The sequence below is a fragment of the Mucilaginibacter sp. A3364 genome (genome assembly GCF_059690715.1).
Genome location: NZ_JCAWED010000001.1, coordinates 2642182 through 2664515 on the forward strand (window position 1 = coordinate 2642182; position 22334 = coordinate 2664515).

Consider the following 22334-nt stretch of genomic DNA (forward strand, 5'->3'; position numbering starts at 1 on the left):
CTAATCTTGCTTAAACAATTTAAACTCTCCTGCCTGAAAATCATTACTATTCCACAGATCGGTAATTTGCCATCTGTAAATTTTATAACTACCGGGGTTGGTAATGCTAAAATACCATATACGGTTTTTCCATCCGGTTATCTCGTCATCATTATCAGTGTTCCATCCTTTATCATAGGCCTGGTCCTGAAAGTTTTTGGCAATTGTGTGTGTAGCAAGGGTGGTCCAAACAAGCCCATCGTTTGATCCTTGAATGTTCCACGTTTTAGGGTCACGCTCCGGCGAGTCGTTAGCATTACCTACTGCATAGTATACGCACTTTTGCGGTGTATCATAAGTAATGTCAAAAAACACATTAGGAAAATAGCTTCTGAAATTACCTTTAAACATTTTAGTTAACCTGTTGCCATCAAATATTTTGGTAAAGTCTTCGGTTGTGCTTGAGCTGTTATTAGCATCCGATGGTACAATTGCAACGCTGGCCCTTTGTTGTGTAATTTCGGTTACATAACCTGCTGGAGTAATGTTGTTTTTAGTTACAGTTACCGTTGAGCCTTTAGTTGATTTGGCGGTTACTGTAAATGTGCTGATGTTATCCGGGAATGTGTAGAACTGAGGTTCCACCGAGTTAACTACTTTACCAGGGTTTACGTCCCTGAATGTCCATACGGCTGATGCCAGCGGGAAGCTTGGCACCAATGTTAATTTAAGCTCATTGCCTTCGCCTGTTTTTGTTGGTACTATTTTCAATATGCTATCCGGCACGATATCAATATCATAAAACCTGCGCGATTCGGTATTTGTTACAGAAAACGCTTTCAGATCTACCGTATACTTTCCGGCTTCAAGATAGGTATGCACGGGGTCAATTTCGGTACTTAGGGTATCATCGCCAAAACGCCATTCCAGCCTTTTATAATCTTCGGATGTATTTTTAAAACTGTAAGTAAAAGCGTCTTCAGGATCGACAGTAGCAGAGTAACTGGCCAATGCGTTTACATCGGGCACTTCGGTATCGGGTACAATTTGTTCGCGTTTACAGGATGCATACAAGCCAATGCATAGCACAATGGCCAAATAGTTAACTATTCTTTTCATAATTATATAGGTAAGATGATTAATTACTTAGGGAGGATTGTTGTGCCGGGCCTATTGAATAATGGGAATTATTAAGGCAACGACTTAACCATAACTATATAATTTTGTATTTGTTTCTGCGGTTAGGGCTTTGATATAAAAGTGTTACATAACAAAAAAGCCCCCAAATTGGGGGCTTTTTTGTTATAATTAAGCTAAGCTATTATTGTTGTTTGTACAATTTAAACTCACCAGCCTGGAAGTTATCACCACTCCAGATATCGGTAATATACCATCTGTAGTATTTGTAGAAAGCTCCATCTTTGATACCGAAATACCAGATACGGTTTTTCCAACCGGTGTTTTCGTTATCATTATCAGTAGCGTTGGTAACTTTTGCATACCACTGATCTTTGAAGTTTTTAGCAATGGTACGGGTATCAAGCGTTGTCCAGGTAACACCGTCTAATGAACCTTTCACGTTCCATGATTTAGGGTCACGTTCAGGCGAGTCATTAGCGTTACCTATCGCGTAGAAGATACATTTTTGCGGTGTATCAAAAGTTAGCTCAAAATAACCCTGAACGTTCACGAATGCACCTCTGAAACCACCTTTGTACATTTTGGTTAACCTGTTACCATCAAATAACTTGGTAAAGTTTTCGGTTGAGCTTGAAGCGTTATCAGCACCTACAGGATTAATAGTTACGCTGGTTCTTTGCTGGGTAACTTCCAAAACATAACCTTCGGCTGTAGTATTGGGTTTAGTTACAGTTACAGTTGAACCTTTAGTTGATTTAGCAGTAACGGTTACTGTATGGATATCATCAGGTATTAAACTGTAGTTAACAAACTGAGGAGTAGCACCACTGGTAGTAAAGGTTTTATTTGGGTTTACGTCTTTAAACGTCCAAACGGCTGATGCCAAAGGAAATTTGGTTACCAAAGTATACTTTGACTGGCCCGGAACAGCAGCTATTTTTTCAGGAACAATTTTCAAAACGGTATCCGGCTGGATATTGATATCAAAAAACCTTCTTGATTCGTTATTCGTTTCAGAAAACGCCTTTAAGTCAACAGTATATTTACCCGTTGTTAAGTAAGTGTGAACCGGGTCTGTGACTGTGGTTAGCGTGTCGTCACCAAAACGCCACTCTAATCTTTTATAACCCTCTGATGTATTTTTAAAGCTGTAAGTAAACGCATCAGTAGGATCTACCGTGGCGGTATACTTTGCCAAAGCGTTTTTTACAACCGGATCAGGTGTTACAGCCTCTTCCTGTTTTTTACATGACACTATGGTGCCGATGTAACCCAACATTACAATTGGTATCAATAATTTTTTCATAATTATAATATGATCACTTTTTATAATAAATTATTAACTAGTTCTTTTAAATACGAAACCTCTAAAGTCAAACGCACCTACGTTCCAGAATGCTTTTAGAATGTGACGACCTGCAGTTAATTTAATACCCGAAGTTAAAACAGGCTTTTGGTTACCGTAAGCACCGGTGTTTATACCCTTTATTTGTTCAACGGTATTAAGTAATACGTTATCAAGGAATACGCTAGCCCTACCGTTGGCATTATCAGAGCCTAAGAACATGGTCATATCATAAGTACCGGTTTGCTCAATATTGACAGTGTAAGTTAACCACTCGTTGTTGGCAGTCCATCCTACAATGGTTCTTGGGGTTGAGTCGCCAGATACGTCAACGTTATCCGGAGCTCTCCAGGCACCATCACCACTTTTCGAACCATCGTCATTATAGGCTACGCCCTGGCCACCAAAGTCATAATAAGCTGCATAGATCATGTCAGACTCGACACCAATAGTGCCTTTAATTAAAAATGGCACGCTGTAATATGGTCTGAAGAAGTTTGGATCAAGCCTTACGTATACTGTAGTGTTGGTTTTAGACAGTTGGAACTGAGACGGATTTGTAAGCTTAAAGGCTACCACAGGCATATCAACAGTTTCAACGCCACCAGCAGGTTGAACAGCTAATAATGTATTAATTTTTGTAGTAAAAGATAATAACGCGGTATTTGTACCTGCATTAAACTTAATTGACGGGCTGGTTAAAGCTACTTTATTACCAGCATACAATACTGATTTAGTTAATGTACCATTATTAATGTATTTGGTTACACTATCAGGAGCAAGCTCAGCATTAACTGTAAACTCAGGCCCTACAGAGCCTTGCATTTTAACAGGCACGTTAATGGTAATATTTTCAGAACCTACCTCATAATAACCAGCTGTAGGTATGTTTAACAAACTGCTTGGCGTACCAAATGATACTTCGTGAATTGTACTTGCATCCAACACTTCACCGGATCTTACAACCACAATCAGCGCATTTTTGCCGCTTGAAATAGTATTACCTTTGGCGGGATTTGATATTTTAATTACTGCAGCCAGGCTTTTACCATAAAATTTCTCCATAATAGAGCGGCTAAGCGTAGCGTTAAAGCTAAATGTTTTAACACCGATAGGAACATTGATAGTTGATGGCACACCTACCGACCCTGCTGTAAACGCAACAGTTGTAGCAGGTAAAGTACCCGCAGTTATCAATTTAGCTACGGTATCAACATCTGCAGCTAAATTAACGGTAAACGCCCTGGTTGTAGGCGCTGAGAAATTTAAAGTAACAGGTACAGTTACATCGGCACCACCTACGGTAAATGCGCCCCCACCAGTGCCTATTTCTAACTTACTATCGAACGATAAGCTAACAGAAGCAAACGTTTCTTTAGAAAGAACTTCGTTAAGTTTTTCTGTTTTACAGGAGGAAACTGCTATTGTAACTATCGCCAATAAGCCCAGCTGTAATTGAGTAATAATTCTTTTCATATCTTATTTTGATTAATCAATATTTTATATGGTATTATGCAGGAGTAACCTTATAGTGATACTCCTGCACAATATTTTCTTAGTTAGGTATCCAAACTTTACCGTCTAACTCCCAGCCTGATTGACGAGAGATGTTAAACCAGCTTAATATTTGAGCCGGAAGGTCGGAGTTTTTTGGAACCAATAAAGCCAGGTTACTAGCCGGAGGCGAGCAAACTAAATCTGTAAAGGTTTCCCATTTATAGGTACCGCTCATAGTTATAGTTTCGGTCAATGCTGCTAAACTTTTCAGTTTATTTCCAGATCCTTCATTCATTGGCCAGTAACCTATCAGGTAATCCCAATAAGGGTGGCTTATGTTCATTGTCGGATCGCAGGCATACTGTTTTACAGTAGCATCAGGTAGCGCAACGCTCCATATTTTTAGCTCCCTAAGTTCAACGTCAATTTTACCGAAGCTACCATCAATTTCGCCGCTGGTATAACCAATACGGAATGGAGCGTTGTTAGTAGTATTCGGGTTAAAGTTACCGTCTAATTTATACTCGGTTCTTTGTGGGTTGGCAAGGCTATTGCTGCCATTGTTACTAATACCCAGTACACCATCGGTATAAACTCTTACATACTTAGCGCCGTCAGTTTTTCTTTCAACAACGGCAGTAAGGTCATGCCAGGTATCGCCGCTAAAGTCAAGGCCTTTAAACTCGTTACCGTTCGGGAAAACACCACCGCTACCACCACCAATGAAGAATCTCCAGGTGTTTTGGATCAAGCAGAAGTCCCAACCGGCACCTGCGCCTGATGTACCCCAACCTGTTGCATTGGTATTTCTTCTACCCATAAAACCAGGCCACTGATAGTAGTAGTCGCCACGAGAGATGTTGCTAGGGTTTTTGTGTTTTTTAACTTTTACTGATACAGACCAGTTTGCTGTCGAGTCATACCCGAAGTTAAAATACTTGGTCGAGTCGTATGGAGTTGGTGTAGTACCAACCGCTTTCTCAGGATCACCCAGGAAACGAGGCGCACTGCCCGACCATGTATTACCAACAAATGGTTTAGCAATAAATGTTTGGCTGAAAGCAAGGTTAGCAATGATAGTAAATGTATTTACATTGGCATTGCTAAATATTGTTTTATCATCCTGAGCAGCAGGGGTAGCATAAGTACCGCCTTTGTTTGAAGTGATAATAACCAACCAGTTTTCGTTAGCATAGGTTGGTCTGGCTTTAACAGCTGTTAAAATTTCGCCTACCTGGCTATCAAAAGTGTTGATAGCTGCTTTATAAGCAGGGTTTTTAACGTTGTCATAACCATCAACAGCTACGCTTTTGCCTGCTGCGTCAATTGCCGAGAACTCGCCAACTATTAATGACGCAGTATCTGTTTTTACAAAGTCAACCAACTTGTTTTTTAGTGCAACGTCATTAGCTTGCAATGCATCAGCTGCAGATACATCATTACCTGTGGTTAAGTTGTTTTTAAATGCCGCTGTTGTAGCAAATACCGCTATACGTGTAGTTGGTTTTACAGATTTAATACGCTCAAAAATGGTTTTGTAGGTAGTTAGTTTATTACCCGCAAAATCCTCGGTTAAAACGTTGTGTTTCTCTTTTTTAACACCGGTTATCATATCAGCCCAGTTAGCAGCATTTGTGCCGTTAGCATCAGCTAATGAGTTCCAGGTGTAAATAGCACCCGTTGTTAGTGCTCTCAGGTTAGTTATATCGGCATCTCTAACCGATGTACCACGTGCACCATCAGCAATTATATAAAGCACTTTTGGTTTTTTGAAAGTTACGTTAGTAACTTCGGCCGGAGATCCTGGTAGTACTTTATCAAAATCCCTGTTACAGGATGTTGCTAAAGCCAATACAAAAACTGATGCCCCGAGCAGTTTGGTTTTTAAATTTTTCATACTCTCTTTAATAATTTAAAATTTATTGGTTGTGAGTTATATTTTTCGTGCAAATAATATTTACACTATAGTTATCTCTCTATTATTCAATGGTTACCCTAACAATATTATTTTTTTGTTTACTATCAAATATATTGAAACTTCCCATCATTAACAATGCACGTTTACCGTCGGCAGATTTGGTTTCATAAATATCAACCAACTTACCACCGCTAAAGTTACCTATGGCATTATATCCTTCGGCCAGGTTTCCTGTTTTATCCAGGATCAACATACCGTTCCTGATCACACCATCGTATGACCTGAAATCGCCGGTGATAACTATTAAACCATCTGATAACAGTTTAACAAACTGCGGCGTACCGGCACCAAATTCTTTAGGCGTAAAAGTGTCATCAACACTACCGTCATAGTTTAACCTAACTACATATTTAGCAGCTTTACCATTAAACGATGTAAATGAACCTACAGCGATGTATTTATTTTGAGTTGGATCATAGCTCATAAACTCAATATAATTGTTTGCACCTGTACCTATGTTAAAACTAGCATCTTTGGTTCCGTCAACGTTTAAGCGTGTTATATAACCTGCTGCAACATCATCAAACTTTGTAAATCTTCCGTATATCAATAATTTACCATCTGTATGCATGTAGCTGTAAATATCACCGTTACCACCAGTCCAGCTTCTACCTGGTTGGTTTCTGTATCCCGGCGCATTTTTATCAAACCTCCAGGTCGAGTCAAGCTTACCTGTTTCATCTAAACGTGCTAATTGGCGGCAATCAGTACTGTCAATAACTGTACTGTCCTGATAAAGGTAACTTGCATAATTATATCTACGAGAAACATAGTAATTAAAGTTGCCTACTACTATCATTTTATTTGTAGTACCCGGGGCCGGATAAACTTCGCGAAGGTTACCACCGGCAACACCACCGTTAAACTTTGGTACCCAACGGGTTTTGTTGGTATAAGTAATAACCTGCATGGTATCAATTGCACCCGAAGAAAACAACCTGGTAATTTTGCTTATGCCCGAACCTTGTTGCGCATAACCTGTAAAGTCGCCCACTATATAATAGTAAGGGCCAACTATAGCCATACTTGTTAATAAAGCGTTGGCGCCTTCGCCTGATTGTAATGATCTATCCCAGGTACCGTCAGCAAATACCCTGGCTATACGTCTGATAGGTTTAATAGTACCTTTGTTATCGTAGTTGGTAAAAGTACCTAACAACATCAGATTTGTTGTGTTAGGAATTGGCACCGCTTTAAAAACCGTACCGTTGGCACCAACAGTATTTACATAAGTAGGGTCAAGATTTACCTTGCCTATAACTGTAAATGTAGGGCCGAAAACTAACTGGCCACCTACCACAAAGGCAGTAACGCCTGAGCTGGCTTTTGCAGGTACTTTAACTTTAATACCTGTTGCTGTGATCTCAACTATCTGTGCCTGTTGACCATTAAATAAAAACGTCAAATTGTCTTTATGTGCCAATAAGCCCGTTGCTTTTATGCTTACCTCGGTGCCGGCAATACCTGCCGATGGTACAGCAATCTGTTGCGGATCAGACACAATGCCTAGTGGCGACTTACCGCCTGCATAAGGGTTGTCAAACTCAGTTTGTTGCTTTTTACAGCTACTGAAAAGCAAACCGCCCAGCAATATTAATAAACCTGTATACTTTAATTTCATAACGTTTATTTATTTCAAAAAATCTAACATCAATTTTTTGTGTCCCTAATTCTATTTGCTTAAACGAACTTCGTTATCCCAATCCCATGACATCCCGAATATGTTAGATCCAACCGGGTCTAACCTTACGTCGCCAATGTTGTTATTGGCAAACCAAACTGCCAACACATGCACAACACCATTTGTGGGCTGAATATCTGAAGATGCTATTGCCGCCGAATAATATTGATTCGGGTTAGATGGATCAGGTAAACTTGAGATACTCAATTGGCGATAACCGGTATATTTTACGTTGTTTGCCGAGTTGTAAACCACACCAATATTGGCTAAATCGCCATTGTAAGTGTAGTAATAACCGCCCGGGTATAGCGGCCTAAGGTCAAAATCAAGCTGAGGGTAGTCTTTCAATAAATATTTGCCTTTAAACACATATCTCAGCAGGTACTTTCTCCATATATCAGGCCTAACGTCTGATAACGTTTTCAAAGTATCTTTATTGTCTTGAAACAAGCGTTGGTTTACACCATTGTTTAATTGCGGTATCTTGCTGTTAACCTGACCAATACATCTTCTGATAACTTCGTCTGTCGGCGCAAAAAAGGTGATCTCCTCTTTGTTAAACATATCTTCTAAACCGGCTAGTTTTACAATTTGTGCTATGGTATCAAACTTTGGATTTGATTTAAGATATTCCAAAATGGTACCATTAAATTGAGCTTTAGCAAGTCCACCGTCCCTGTAATAATCATCCTTTTTACAAGAAGAAACGGTTATCATTAGTAATACCGAACATATTACTAGTAGTGCTGTATAATTTTTTATAATATTTTTCATGTTCTTAATTACTTATTATAAACCGCTACCTCTCCAATATGCATTCAATGTCATATACGGGTTATTTGCTAACGCAGATTCAGATATAGGCCAGGTCCAGGCACCACGTCCAAATTTATCTGCAGTAAGTGGGTTATCCGTATAAACTTTGCTCAAAATTCTTTTAGTACGTACCAAATCAAAGTAGTGGCTACCTTCGCCCATCAACTCTTTTGCACGCTCCCAAAAAATCGCATCTTTTATACCGTTACCGTCATTTAAGCCGGCAGGGAATAAAGTTGCTCTTGCTCTTCCTCTGATATCGTTAAGACGTAATACTGCATTAGCTTCATCAGCGCCACCAAGCTCGGCACAAGCCTCTGCTTCTAATAAAATAGCGTCAGCGTAGCGCATGATCAGGAATGAGTTATCAGGTACACCTGATTGTGAAGTGTTACCTACCTCGATAAAGGTGTTACCGGCAAACTTTTTCAACTGGAATGTTTCGGCATTTTGGTTAAACGGATCTTCAAACCAGGTACTTAAGCGGTCATCTAATCCGTCAGGATATAATTTCTTCATGTAATCAGCTGTAAAAATACATGGGCTGGTACGGAAGTCAAACTCTGGCAACCTGTAAGGGAAGTGTATAAACGCCTCGCCAAATGGAGCACGGGTAAATACTTGTAAAAACGCGTTAGAAGATTGGTTGTAGTTGATTGTGCTAAACAACTCGAACAAGCTTTCGTCTGAACGACCTTTTGATACGGTGTTCCACTCGCTTAAGTTCAACAGTTGAAAACCCAGCGTACGAATCTCGGCACCTAATGCTTTTGTTTCCTGGTAGTATTTGATCTTGTTTGCAGGATCAAAACCGGCATTCCACATATTCATGTTCATCAACAAACCTATAACTGCACCTCTTGATGCTCTAACGCCCTTAAACGCAGGGTTGGTAACCATCGGAGGAAGATCAGCTTTTGCTGTTTTCAAATCAGCTATACATTTGTTCACTACACTAACCATGTTCTCTCTTGGCAGCGGATCTTTTTGGTAAGCTTCGGTGTAATAAACTACATCACCGTATAACCTAACCATAAAGAAGTAGCAATAGCAACGTATAAATTTGGCTTCGGCTATGTATGCTTTAGTTTGCTCGGCGCTTAATGCAGGTATACCTTCTGTTAACTTAGCAACTAAAATATTAGCTTGCTGTATAACACGGTAGTACTCGTTCCAAACCTGCAGGTTAGAGAACGCACCATTATTAACCGTATTACTAATAGGATCAACCGGAAGCATCGCGTTAAGTAATAAACGATCGTTCACTACAGTAGTTGGTATAGTTTGGAAACCAGAGGTTGTACCCGAGTTGGCAATTCTTCTGGTATGACCACCTAACAAACCAACGTCAAACCTGGTTGGCCTGTTGGTATTACCGGTAGCCGCAGGGATAACTTCGCCCGAGCGAAACTCGCCTGTTCCACCAGCAGTATTAGTTTGAACATATTTGTCAAATAATTGCCCATACATGTCAATGATATTGCTTTCAACATCACTCTCTGATTGATAAAAGTTATTACCTGTAAGTTTATCTATAGGGGTAATTTGCAGGAACTTTTTACAGCCAAATTGTGTGGCAACCATCACAAACAATAAGCAAATAGTAATCTTTTTCATATCTTATTTTTGTAATTTGATTAAAACTGAACGTTAAATCCTAAAGTGTATTGACGAGGATTTGGATAACCACCAGACACGTCCTTACCCAACGCGTTTACGTTTTCCGGGTTAGGCCCTGAGTATGGTGAAAATGTAGCCAGGTTGCTTGCTGAGAAATATGTTCTCACTGAGCTTAAACCTATACGCTTAGCTAAAGGTTTAGGGAAACTCCAACCAACTGTGATCTGGTTAATTTTCAAATAGCTACCACTTTCCTGAAATAGCGTTTGCTCACTTCTAAAGTTTCTAACATATGATTCGTGAGCATAGTCATAAACGTTACCATAAACAGCACTACCATCGCCTGTACCTTTCCAGATATTAAGGTTGGTTGCAGGAGGGATAGCATTTTGGCCGAAAGGATTACTTAACTGTAGTAAACGATTTGCTAATGCGTTGTTTAATACAGACCGTACAGCTGTGTATGATGCATACATGTTCAGGAACCAGTTACCGTAGTTTAAAGTGTTGCTAATACCACCGGTTAATAACGGTTGTGTATTACCAATTACTTGTCTGTCACGGATATCAATTACGTAGTCACCGTTGGCATCTAACAATTTGGCATCACCACCTTTGTATGAGTATAATGTGGTGCTACCTGAAGTTAAGTTTCTAAGTCTTAAACCGGTAACAGGGTCAACAGGTACTTCGGCAGTACTTGCATAAACACCATTATTAACAAATAAGTAGTTAGATAATGCGTTACGGCCAACACGTTTAACAACAAACTGACCTGTTTGATCAAGTACTGTAGGGTCGGCAATATCAATAAACTGACCGTTGTACTGGGCCGGTAATTTTGTTAATATGTCATAGTTTAATGCACCGTTAACTGATAATGTCCATTGTAATTTTGCGCTTTTGTTTAACGGGCGTGTTGTTAAAGACAACTCATAACCGTAGTTAGATATAGCTGCGTCATTACTTTTGTAGTTACCAAATGCTAAGGTGTTTGATAATCTGTTATCAAAAAGCTCATTACTGATGCCTCTGTAATAGGTATCAAAGGTCATATCCAATTTACCATTCCAGAAACCGGCGTCAAAACCAACGTTATACTGGATCACTTTTTTAGCTTTCAAGTAAGGGTTTGGTATAGTACCGTAATCAATACCAACACGTGGCTGGTTGTTATAGAAACCGTTTGGATTGTACTGGCCATAAATATCAACCAATGAACCAACCGGATAGATGTTTTGACCGGCAGTTAACCTTAAGTCGGCATACTCTAACCATTTTGAGGTATTATTAGCCACCCAGTTTTCTTTGTGGATATTCCACTTGAAACCTACTGAAGGGTTTTTTGAGTATGGATCTAATTGACCGTTAGCTGATGAACCGTCTAAACGATAGATCAAGTCTAAGATATATTTCTTTTGATAGTCGTAAGTAAATTGTGCTGCAAATGCTGCTGTTCTTAAGTTACCGAATGTGTTTAATACACCACCACCTTTTGATAAGTTACCGTCATAACCCAACGGGCCTTCAAACTGGTCGTTTGGTGTTCTCTCTATACGAGTTGAACTTTCTTGTTTCTTTTTAATGAATACCTCTGTAAAGAAGTTAACAAATAAGTTGTGGTCTTTATTTACAGTTTTGCTGTATGAAATGTTATTCCTGTTATATAATGATGAGGTATAACCGTAGAAGTTAAATATCTGCGCAAACTGGCTGTTAGCTGCTGCCGGTAAAAACTTATCGGTATTTTCAATCGAGTAATCATAGTTACCATTGGTAGCAATGTTTAACCCCGGGAATAACTCATAAGTAGCGTTAATTGTTGCGCTGATAGCTTTAGGGCCAGAACTCTCTCTGATCTGTAAAGTTGACAATACATCACTTGTAGCTAACAGGAACGACGGACCTGGTAATAAGGTAGAACGTTGGCCGCTACCATCAACTATACGTTGTAACACGCCGGTACCGCTACCAGATTTGATTTTACCTAATGAAGTTCTGATCTGACCAAAGAAGCTAAGCTTTTTTGATGGTTTAAACTCCATGTTCATGTTCATACTATAGTTCTCAAAACCGGTATTTTCAACGATACCTGTTTGTGAGTAGTACTTTAAGTTAACCTTGTAGTTAAAGGTAGGGTCGCCACCATCTAATGCAAGGTTATGTGTCATGTTAAAACGAGCATTGTAGAATATACCTTGCCAGTTAGTTGAGTTGTTATAGAACGCGCTCAAACTATCTGATAAAAATGGTGTATTGCTGATCAGGTATCTATCGTTACCATTGGCATAAGCATTGATCTGTGCCAATTTAAAGTTCCTTTCGGCCATACCACCATATACCTCACGTAGTTTAGGTACATCGTTAACCACAAAGTTTGAAGTATAAGTAATACGTGGGATTTTTGATCTACCCCTAACCGTTTGGATCAAAATTACACCATATGCACCCCTTGAACCGTATAATGCGGTAGCGGTAGCATCTTTCAAGATCTCCATGCTGGCAATATCCTCTTGTGGGATCAATGACAGCGGGCTCACACCCGGGCCTTGCTGGTCGAAACCAAACTCTGATGCTTTATCAGCATCCAATGGTACACCGTCAATAATGTATAACGGCGAAGTTGGTTGTAAGAATGTATTATCACCCGAACCGGTAGTAGCAATGGTTGACAGACCACGAATATTTACCGAACCACGCATACCCGGCGCACCGGTGTTGTTCTGGATATTCAAACCTGCAACTTTACCTTGTAGTAACTGCTCAACGTTACCAACCGGGTTATCCTGTACTTCTTTACCTGTAATAATATATGATGCACCGGTAGTTTGCTCACGTGTTCTTTTCACGTAACCACGTATTACCGTTTCCTGCATTACTTTTGATTCTGGCTGCAACGTAACGTTTAATGATGCAGCAGCCTTTGCCGATTTTGAAACGTAGCTCACGAAGCTGAAGGTTAGTGTGGTACCTTCGTCAACAATTACGGTATACTTACCATTAATGTCGGCCTGTGCTAACCCCTTTCCTGGCATTGATACAGTGGCTCCAGTTAAAGGCTCCTTTGTTACAGCATCTAAAATGGTACCTGTAACAGTTACCTTTCTAACTTGTGCCATCAAGTTCTGGCTAAAAGCAAGACACCAGAAAAACATTGATAGCCAAATAATTTGTTTTCTCATTGTTATATAAGTTTAGATTAGGGTTAGTCGTTTATAAACTTAGGGTTAACGGTTGCAAAGTGGAATACGATCTCCCAGTCTCCTTTTTCATAAATTTTGAAATCCTGAAGGATCTTTCCAGTTTCTCTTACACCACCAAAACCGGTTCTGGTAAATGTAAACTCAACGTGAGCTTTATCACCACCCGCAGTATTCAATATACCGCCGGCGGTATATTTAGTAGGTATCCTGGCCAATGGTATTGGATAGGCAACGTTATACTCAACATATTTACTGTTTATAACATAACCAGGCGCTGTACCGGCAGGGTTAAAACCGTGTACCTGCTCTAACCAGTTAGTAGCGTTAAAATTGGCAGGGCTGATCTCTACACCGGCTTTATTAAGGAATTTAAATCTTAAACGATGGCCTATAGCTGCCGGATCGCCGGTTGGATCAACAAACTTGCGGATATAAACATATACTATACCAGTTGCCGAGTTTTTAGTATCGTTCATATAAGTATTAGTGGTCTCGCCTCTGATACCGCTAAGGGTAGCATAGTTGTAAACCCTTACAGAACCACCCGGAGTAGTAGTATTTGGTTTACCGGTTGTAACGTTATAGTCGTCGCTAGGCTCGTAAGGTACATCTACTTTTACTTTCAAAGATATATCCTTAATGGTACGGGTACCTCCGCTGTTAGTGATCTTAACATCAAAATATCTCATATCCTGCGGATACGCGATGGTATCGGTAAATCCGATCACATCCCTGGTAGCAGTATACCAAAATATAATATCGCCTGATGGCCTTAACTCTAACATTGAACGGTTTTCCAGTTTCCTTTTAGCTTCAATAGCTGCAAGGCTGGTTTCTTTACCATCGTACTCGCCTGTCCAAACCAGTGTTGGTTTTTTTGCCAGCATATCGCTTGCATCTTTACCATCACCAAACCTTGGGTTTTTAACCTCAAATGTCATAGGGAATGATGAACCGTTAGGGTTAAATATATTATTGTACAGGTTAGTCCTTCCTAATCTAGGTTCGAAAGTTTTTGTGGTATAATCGGCTTGCGTGCTTAAATAATCCTTTTCGTTAGGCAGATCAAATATTTTTCTGCATCCCGAAAAAGCTATTACTGCCGTCAGCAATACAAAAGCTTTATATTTTATTGTGTTTTGCATAATACTCTTAATTAAAATTTTTCTGTCAATTATAATTTTTCCCTACGGTTCATGGTCCACTCAGATATCTGGAACAGGTTACCACCTGCACCGATCTGATCAATTATAATTCTGTAACCGGTGTATACTTCATCGTTGTTGAAATCAAATATCTTTTGCTGATAGTTGGTTGTCCAAACCAGATCCTGGCGTGTATCTATTGTTACCCAATCCGCATCTGGTGTAGATGAGCTAGGATTAGCAACTTTAGTAGCCTGAAGGATGATAGCCTTAGGGTCACGAGACTGATAAGTCTTAGAGTCGTTAGCACTGGTCATGGTGTAGCAGTTTGAAGCTTTAGGCACCTTAGGTATCCAGTACATCCTGGTTTTGTTAGTTAAGCTGTAGTTACAGATAAACTTGGTCAGGAAGCTGCCGTCCAAACATTTTTTGAAAGTTTCACCGGCAGATACGCGTCCGTCATACTCGGCAGCATCAGGCCATTTTGGATAAAGCTGATCATTTGCAAGATCGAACAATGATGGTGGAGGTGGCTCCAAAGTTAATCTTGAAATAAACTCATCAAAACCAAATACGTGGTCTGGCCTTAACAAATGCACACGGCCGTTTTTAGTTTTAATGTTTACTGATGTAGTGGTGGTTTTTGACCAACGGGCAACAAATAAGCTGCGTTTGGTGTTAGAGAATTCAATAACTTCTGAACCACCACCCTGGTAGCCTTGTGCATCAGCATATACACGCTGTGCGTGCATCGGATAACCACCACGTACACTTTTAACATCGCGGCCATCACCAATTGCAAAATCGTTAGCCACAAATAATCCGCGGATAATGTAACGAGCTACCATTGTATCTAACTGAGAGCTATCGCGTTTTGCTTTCGGCCTTAATTTAGGGTTTACTACCGGCACCTGGCCTGCAGCAATCTGGCTCAAATAAATTGGAGTTTGGCCTAAACCTTTGCGTATATCATTTAAGTTTTTAATAGCTAACTGGAAGCTGCTGTTTGATGGTGCAAACAAAGTAACGCTGCTATCAATTAACGTTTGTTTAATACCCATTTTGTCAATAAGTAATATAAGCGAATCATATACGCCTGGCTTACTTTTTAAATACTCATAGGTATTTAACTTGGTTTCTACGTTAATCGGATCGGTTACGTAGTTACCAACTTCTCTTTTACATCCCACTTGAAATATAGCTGCGGCAAAACCCATTGCCACTACATATTTGCTAAATAAATTTACTCTTTTCATTTCTGTATGCCTTTTACTTATTCCAATATGAATTTTGTTTTAACAATGGATTTTGGGCCAGTAAATCACGAGAGATTGGCCAGTATATACCACCTGTATTAACTAACTGCATAAATTTAGGGTCGGTTTGTTTGATCTTTTCGTATCTGACACGATCATACCAACGCTGGCCTTCGCCCATGAATTCTTTTTGACGCTCTTTAAATATCGCGTCAATTACAGAACCATGTTTGGCCTGGCTGTACTGAACGTAGTCTGTAGCACTATTGTTAAGCAAACCCATTTGGTCAACGTTGTATCTTCTTTGTCTAACAGCGTTCAAATCGGCAATTGCCAAAGTGTTTTCTGCTAATACTGCATAAGCTTCTGCTCTTAATAAAGTAACATCCTCTAAACGGGTAACAACGATTGCGCTTGAAAATAACCTGAAGGTTGGGTCGGTTTCACCACCCATGATCACTTTAAGCTTGCTGAAGATCGGGTATCTGCCCAGGTAATTTGTAAAGTACAGGTCAGAGTGGGTAACACCCAAAGTATCTATGTTGAAACGGCCATCGTTAGTTTCTTTAAAGATCGAAAGGATCGAATCTTTAGGCACATAAATATCAGGTGTGTTTTTATTAACAACCGGCGCTGCCAGCGTTAACGACTCAAGGTTACCTGTAAAAGCACCATCCTGGTTATCCCAAACAAAGCCAAAGCCAAATAATTGATTGTCTTTATTTTGATAAAATAAACCTGTACGTGAGCAAAGATCGGTAGTGCTTAAATAGCTTAAAGCGCCTTTAGTGCTAAAATCAGTTAATACAACTTTTGTGTATCTGATAACGTCAACATATTTACCTTGCCATGCAGCAACGTGTGCCAGCATTGCATAAGCGGTAAGTTTTCTTACCAATGCGCCAGCCCATCTGCTTCTGCTTTGGCCGTAGTAGTTACCCGGCTGTTGCAAATCGCCCGCGCTGTAAAGGTAAGGCAACGATATAGCCGCAGCTTCCATTTCGGTTTGAACGAATTCTAATATAGCGTTCTGATCAGAACGTGGCCTGTTCTCGAACGTGCCATCGCGTGACGAAGTGATAAATGGCACATCACCCCATATTCTAACCATGTAGAAATAGGCAAAGGCTCTTAAAAATCTAACCTGGGCAATATCAACATCCATGTTATTGCTTGTATAACGGGCATCTTTAGCTTTAACCTCTTTAATACGCTCCAGGAAAATATTAGCTGCGTTAACTACAGCATAAAATCTTCTCCAGTTTGATAGTTGGTCAATTACAGGATAAGCAGCGTTAAGGTCATTTTTAACTACGGCTTTTAAATCCTGGCGAATAGGGCTTTCAAAGTTGCCCATTCTAACATCACCATAAATCCAATGTCCGTTATTGTCTGCAAGCGCAGCACGGGTCAATCCATATACACCCATTATACCTGCCCTGGCGTCCTCTAAGGTATTCCAATAGTTTACCTCGTTTACAACCCTCGTTGAGTTAGAATCCAACTCTTTCTTACAGCTACCTGCAAGGAGGGTGAAAAAGATAAGACTTAGCAAAATTATTTTTTTCATTTTATCTATTTTAAAACAGTATTCAAATTTTGTCTATGACTCTATACTACAATTAAAAATCAACCTTAACCCCTACCAGGTAAGTTCTTGGTATTTGCATACCGTAACCGTTATCATAGCCGGTGTAACTTACAAGCTCTGGGTCCTGGCCGGTATATTTAGTAAGAGTAAACACGTTGTTTACGCTACCGTACACATAAAACTTGTTCATGTTAGGGTATTTTTTCTTCAGTTTGCTGGTTAGATCATAGCCTACTGATAGGGTACGAAGTTTAACAAACGAAGCATTCTCTAAAAACAAGTCTTGATTAACCTGGTAAGGAACTACCGAGCTGGCAGGATTGTAAATTGGGTATTTAGCATATTCGCCACGTTTTTCCCAGAAAGTGATCTCTTTTACAGAGTTGATATCATTCAAGCCATCGCGGTTGATAAAGTCAAATCTGTTTGCCATTTCCTGATTTAATAACTGGCGACCGATGTTGTAGTAGAAGTTCAAAGTCAGATTCCAGTTTTTGTAACGGAAATCGTTATTCCAACCACCTGCTAAAACAGGTAAAGCATGGCCACGTAAAGTTTTGTCGGCGTTAGTAATAGTGTTATCGCCGTTCAGGTCTTTCCATTTCGGATCGCCTGCTTTTAAAGTGATACCATTGTAAGTTCTTTTTACAGCTGGTGAACCTACGCCCGGTACTTCAGCATCATTATTGTAGATACCTTCGTTAGTTAATAACCAGTAGCTATCAACAGATTGGCCTACTTTAAGCAATCTGTCACCTATAACGATCTGATCAAGACCGCCAGGTAAAGCTGTTAATGTATTTTTGTTAATGTTAAAGTTTAAGCTTGAGGTCCAGGCAACTTTATTTTCGGCCGGGAATATAACGCCGGTAATAACCGCGTCAACACCGGTGTTACGTATTGCCATGCCATTTTTAAGCACCGAGCTATAACCATACTCAGCTGCCGAAGGCACACCTAATAACATGTTTTTGTCATGCTTATAGTAAGCCTCGATACCTGCTGATAAACGGCCATTCATAAATGTTCCGTCTATACCCAGGCTAGCCTGATCTGTGTAAGCCCATTTTAAATTGTAACCAACATAACCTGCAGAGTAAGGACGCACCAAGGATGCTAAACCATTATAACCAGGAGTGATCAGGTTACCGGTGTAACCTATATAAGCGGTGTATTGAGGGCCTTGAGCATAGTTATCAAAGTTTTCAAACCTGCCCATACGGCCTGCACTTGCATGTACGTTTAAAGCAGATATGCTGCTTGCATCTTCAAATGCTTCTTTTTTCAGGTCCCAACCTGCTGATACTACCGGAGAGTAGAACCAACGGCTTGTTGGTTGCTGGTTTGATGATCCATCGGCACGTAAAATAGCGCTGAAGCTATATTTATCATTTAAAGAGTAATCAACTTTACCATAGAATGATAATAAGCTATTTTTGGTTCTATCCAAAAACTTGTAGATCAATTGTCTTTTAAATACAGTTGGGTCAAGGTAACCCGATGCGTTCGGGTCAGATACCAATAAGTTTAGCTTAATAAAGTCGTTACTTCCTTTGTAAGCATAGCTATAGCTGTATCTGTAGTTATCCCACTGCATGCTTTGGCCCACAGTAAAGGTAAACTTGTTATCGGCGTTAAGGTCCCAATCATAAGTGGCAACGTTTTGAACGCTTGAACGTTGATTGTAGCCAAAATAGTTAGACGCGTAGTTTGTTGTTTGCAACAACGTTTTCGGGAAGAAAATATCGCGGTAACCTTCGTTATAATCTGTTGATAAAGTAGTTACAAAGTTAAATTTGCCAAGGTTGATACCAAATTTGGCATAACCGTTAAGCAAATTGCTTTTGTTATCATCAAAACCTTTGGTAAACTCATTTAAGTATGAGCTGTATTTAACTTTGTTTGGAGTTAGCGGCGTACTCAGGTCAGGTATGTAATTAACCTGGGCTAACCTGTCTCTTACATTTTTATTACGATCACGCAGTAATCGATTGGCATTAACCATACCACTAAAAGTAAGCCAGGTTAATGGCTTCATGTTAATTTCAAAACGGGCATCATAACGGCTAAGACCAGTGTTATCGGCAACGCCAGCACTACGTAAACTACCTAATGAAAAACGGAAGTTTGCACGCTCGTTACCGCCTGTGATACTTGCGTTTACACCGTGTATCAATTGGCTGCCATAGTATTTATCATTCCAGTTTGACGGGCCGTAGTAGTCGTTATTTAACGAGTCGCTCAAAAACAGTGGATAAATATCACCATCGGCAAAAGTGCCGTTTGATGTATATTTATTATAAAACTGTCTTCTGAAATCGTTTTCGAACTTACCGTTAAGTGTAGTAACCGAATTTGGTGTAACTACACCTACATAGCTGTCAAATGTAATTCTTCTTTGGTTTTGAGGGCCTTTGGTAGTGATCAGGATCACACCATTAGCTGCTTTGGGGCCATAAATAGCGGTTGAACCTAAGCCCTTTAACACCTCAACAGATTGAATGTTAGCCATGTTAATCATAGCCAGCGTATTAGTTGCCGGGCCTATTCTATCGTACTTAAACTGCTGAATGTCAAAAGCGTAAGGATGCTCCTGAACCAACGGAATCCCGTCCAAAACAATTAGCGGCTGAGTTTGAAATGCTTCGCGCGCTGATAATAATGGCTGAGAAGTACCATGAATAAACATGTTTTGAACCGTTCCAGGCTCGCCAGATGGCTCATGTACGTACAAACCTGCAGCTTCGCCTTTTAAATACTGTTGAAGAGAGGCAGCCGGGAAAATCGATAATTTCTCGGGATTAAGGCCATTTGTTGTTGACTCCAATCTTTTTGTATTGGCCTTTTTAACAGGCACCATACTTACAATAATGGAGTCGGGCTTGGCAGTGGTGTCTTTGCCCGCCTGGGTAGTTTGCTGATAGCTTAGTGCAAGCGATGTTTTTGAAACATCTGCATACCTAGCCGTGTTACCAAAGGAGTATGTTGTTACACATAACACACTAAGGAAAGTTATAGTTGCAATAATGCGCATAACAGATTTAAGTGTTTGATTAAAAAACTGTTTATTAATTGGTTGTGGTATTGAGAATATTCGGATAGCTAACCTAATAATAGCATACCCCTTAGCATCAGCTAATGGGTTACATTACTAAGTGATCAAATTGTAAATTAAATCTTTAGCTTATTTGGCCTATTACGATCTATCTGAACGAAATTCAGTACTAACAGCAATCAGTTGGTTAGGCTGCGCATGCAAGTAAATAGTGCCCTGAGGAGTTGCCCCAATGTTGTTTTCTTGTAAAAGTTCAATCATAGCTTGGTCTATAAAGTAAATAAATAAATTATAATTATTAGGAAAACTAAAAATACAACTGGTATTGATATAAACTGGTATCGTATAAATTGGTTACGCCAACCTCCACTGCGCTTTACTCAGCTTGGCTCGCTTTGACAATGATACAAATAAATATTTGATTTGTTGCAAGTAAATTTTAAAAAAAATAACCAGAATGTTACAAATAGGTATGTAGGTGGTTTCCAAGTATAAATAATGTTAAAAATGATACGATTTGTTAACAACTTTACATTATTTGTCAACTAAAAAGGGAGCTCTTAGAGGCTGTTTTTAAACAAAAAAGTTGTGAAAAAACAACCCTAAAACAGCCAAAAACAGGCCGAAAAAAATGAAGGAGCCAAGGCAAAAAAAGCTTTAAAATTCAACAAAAATACAGTGATCAAAACCTGGTTTTTAATGATGTTTAAAAAACGGCATTTATTATTTGCTAAAAATATGCGCTTCTATTTTGGCATTTACCGGGTAAAATAATAATACCGTCACCCCACTTAAAAAAACCGTTTTTTTTCCTCACTAGTCCTTTTTAATTTGAGGTTGTTTTTAAGCTCCACAAGCAACTTTTGCTATCAATTGATGTTTATCATGGAAATTGAAAAATAGTTGCCCAGATTGAATAAATTACAAATACTTGATTTTCAATTATTTATATTAAAAACACCTTATTTTAATGATCTATGCCCACGTTTTCTCTTAAAAACCGACGGTTACCAATAGCATTAGGCCGCCCGAAAAAAAATATCAGTATTAGCTATTAAAATACCTGCGACACCCCACTTATGCAACAATTGCATGACACTTAAGCAACAATTATAATACATTAAAATATTGATTAAACTTTAACATAACTTCACCGTCAATCAATTTATACGCAAAAAACCGACATGAAAAAGTGCACCTTAATAACAGCTTTGCTGGTAGGTTGTATTGCTACAACATTTGCTCAACAAAAAACCAAGATCGATCAAATACAGGTTGGCAGCCAGCGTGCCGTACCTAATGTTAAAATAGATGGTAAGCTCAACGAGTGGGGTACCGATCTTAAAGCTTACAACAAAGCCACCAAAGTATTTTATACCATGGCTAATGATGATAAAAACATTTATCTCATCCTGCAATCGGTTGATTTTACAAATACCAACAAAATTGAAGCCGGTGGCGTAACACTTGTTATAAACACTGCCAACAAAAAAAGTGATAAAGACGCCTTTAGTTTAACTTTCCCGGTAGTAAAACCAGGCAGCCGTGGCCTGCGCGTACCAAGACCGGGCTTGCGTGGCTCAACACCCGAAACAGACTCTATCGCGCGCGAGAAAGCCGACTACTCGCACAACCGTTTTATTGCCGAAAGCAAAGAGCTTAGCGTACTTGGTTTTAAAGATATCACCGACACCTTAATATCTATCTACAACGAGTACAGCATCAAACCCGCTATGAGTTATGATGCGCAGGGCAATTTTAGCTATGAAATAGCTATCCCGCTTAAAGCGCTGGGCCTATCTACGGCAACACCTACAGAGTTTACTTACCATATAACGCTTAACGGCATTTTACCAGTTCCGGGCCAACCTCTTAGCATCAGCATAGGCGGCGGTGGTCGTGGCGGCCGTGGTGGTGGCGGTGGTGGCGACATCAACTACCAGGACCTGCAAACCCCAACAGATTTTTGGGGGAAATACACGCCTGCCAAATAACATACCCGAACTTTAATAACCCGAGACAATCCTT

13 protein-coding genes are annotated in these 22334 nt (G+C 39.7%); 1 reads left to right on the forward strand and 12 read right to left on the reverse strand.

Annotated features, from left to right (window positions below; all coding sequences use genetic code 11):
• From AC59JT_RS11860 to AC59JT_RS11915, 12 genes are all read right to left on the reverse strand, one after another.
• A complete protein-coding gene (locus AC59JT_RS11860; protein ID WP_497399022.1) occupies positions 1-1098 on the reverse strand; it encodes a PKD domain-containing protein in 1098 nt (365 codons plus the stop codon).
• A gap of 202 nt (positions 1099-1300) precedes the next feature.
• Positions 1301-2425, reverse strand: coding sequence for a PKD domain-containing protein (locus AC59JT_RS11865; protein WP_497399024.1), 1125 nt, complete (start codon positions 2423-2425; stop codon positions 1301-1303).
• Positions 2426-2458: 33 nt separating this feature from the next.
• Positions 2459-3940: a hypothetical protein gene (locus tag AC59JT_RS11870; protein WP_497399026.1), complete on the reverse strand. Its 1482-nt coding sequence runs from the start codon at positions 3938-3940 to the stop codon at positions 2459-2461.
• A gap of 79 nt (positions 3941-4019) precedes the next feature.
• Complete coding sequence (locus tag AC59JT_RS11875; protein ID WP_497399028.1) at positions 4020-5858, reverse strand: DUF4983 domain-containing protein; 1839 nt, start codon at positions 5856-5858, stop codon at positions 4020-4022.
• An 82-nt stretch (positions 5859-5940) separates the two neighbouring features.
• Positions 5941-7560 carry a DUF5008 domain-containing protein gene (locus AC59JT_RS11880; protein WP_497399030.1) on the reverse strand — a complete coding sequence of 540 codons (1620 nt, stop codon included), beginning with the start codon at positions 7558-7560 and terminating at the stop codon, positions 5941-5943.
• A gap of 51 nt (positions 7561-7611) precedes the next feature.
• Positions 7612-8394, reverse strand: a complete 783-nt coding sequence (locus AC59JT_RS11885; RefSeq protein WP_497399032.1) for a fasciclin domain-containing protein — start codon at positions 8392-8394, stop codon at positions 7612-7614.
• 15 nt (positions 8395-8409) lie between these two features.
• Positions 8410-10053: a RagB/SusD family nutrient uptake outer membrane protein gene (locus tag AC59JT_RS11890; protein WP_497399034.1), complete on the reverse strand. Its 1644-nt coding sequence runs from the start codon at positions 10051-10053 to the stop codon at positions 8410-8412.
• Positions 10054-10073: 20 nt separating this feature from the next.
• Positions 10074-13175, reverse strand: a complete 3102-nt coding sequence (locus AC59JT_RS11895) for a SusC/RagA family TonB-linked outer membrane protein (protein ID WP_497399036.1) — start codon at positions 13173-13175, stop codon at positions 10074-10076.
• An 86-nt stretch (positions 13176-13261) separates the two neighbouring features.
• A complete protein-coding gene (locus AC59JT_RS11900; protein ID WP_497399038.1) occupies positions 13262-14404 on the reverse strand; it encodes a DUF5007 domain-containing protein in 1143 nt (380 codons plus the stop codon).
• A 29-nt stretch (positions 14405-14433) separates the two neighbouring features.
• Positions 14434-15660, reverse strand: coding sequence for a hypothetical protein (locus tag AC59JT_RS11905; protein ID WP_497399040.1), 1227 nt, complete (start codon positions 15658-15660; stop codon positions 14434-14436).
• 13 nt (positions 15661-15673) lie between these two features.
• On the reverse strand, positions 15674-17230 hold the full coding sequence (locus AC59JT_RS11910) for a RagB/SusD family nutrient uptake outer membrane protein (RefSeq protein ID WP_497399042.1): 1557 nt from the start codon (positions 17228-17230) through the stop codon (positions 15674-15676).
• A 52-nt stretch (positions 17231-17282) separates the two neighbouring features.
• Entirely contained in the window at positions 17283-20285 is a 3003-nt protein-coding gene (locus AC59JT_RS11915) for a SusC/RagA family TonB-linked outer membrane protein (RefSeq protein WP_497399045.1), read from the reverse strand.
• Positions 20286-21490: 1205 nt separating this feature from the next.
• Between AC59JT_RS11915 and AC59JT_RS11920 the strand changes: the two genes are divergently transcribed.
• Entirely contained in the window at positions 21491-22300 is an 810-nt protein-coding gene (locus tag AC59JT_RS11920; protein ID WP_497399048.1) for a hypothetical protein, read from the forward strand.
• The last annotated feature ends 34 nt before the right edge of the window (positions 22301-22334 follow it).

Coding starts and splice junctions, on each gene's coding strand:
- AC59JT_RS11860 (WP_497399022.1), bottom strand. CDS start 1,098: ATGAAAAGAATAGTTAACTATTTGGCCATTGTGCTATGCATTGGCTTG.
- AC59JT_RS11865 (WP_497399024.1), bottom strand. CDS start 2,425: ATGAAAAAATTATTGATACCAATTGTAATGTTGGGTTACATCGGCACC.
- AC59JT_RS11870 (WP_497399026.1), bottom strand. CDS start 3,940: ATGAAAAGAATTATTACTCAATTACAGCTGGGCTTATTGGCGATAGTT.
- AC59JT_RS11875 (WP_497399028.1), bottom strand. CDS start 5,858: ATGAAAAATTTAAAAACCAAACTGCTCGGGGCATCAGTTTTTGTATTG.
- AC59JT_RS11880 (WP_497399030.1), bottom strand. CDS start 7,560: ATGAAATTAAAGTATACAGGTTTATTAATATTGCTGGGCGGTTTGCTT.
- AC59JT_RS11885 (WP_497399032.1), bottom strand. CDS start 8,394: ATGAAAAATATTATAAAAAATTATACAGCACTACTAGTAATATGTTCG.
- AC59JT_RS11890 (WP_497399034.1), bottom strand. CDS start 10,053: ATGAAAAAGATTACTATTTGCTTATTGTTTGTGATGGTTGCCACACAA.
- AC59JT_RS11895 (WP_497399036.1), bottom strand. CDS start 13,175: ATGGCACAAGTTAGAAAGGTAACTGTTACAGGTACCATTTTAGATGCT.
- AC59JT_RS11900 (WP_497399038.1), bottom strand. CDS start 14,404: ATGCAAAACACAATAAAATATAAAGCTTTTGTATTGCTGACGGCAGTA.
- AC59JT_RS11905 (WP_497399040.1), bottom strand. CDS start 15,660: ATGAAAAGAGTAAATTTATTTAGCAAATATGTAGTGGCAATGGGTTTT.
- AC59JT_RS11910 (WP_497399042.1), bottom strand. CDS start 17,230: ATGAAAAAAATAATTTTGCTAAGTCTTATCTTTTTCACCCTCCTTGCA.
- AC59JT_RS11915 (WP_497399045.1), bottom strand. CDS start 20,285: ATGCGCATTATTGCAACTATAACTTTCCTTAGTGTGTTATGTGTAACA.
- AC59JT_RS11920 (WP_497399048.1), top strand. CDS start 21,491: ATGAAAAAGTGCACCTTAATAACAGCTTTGCTGGTAGGTTGTATTGCT.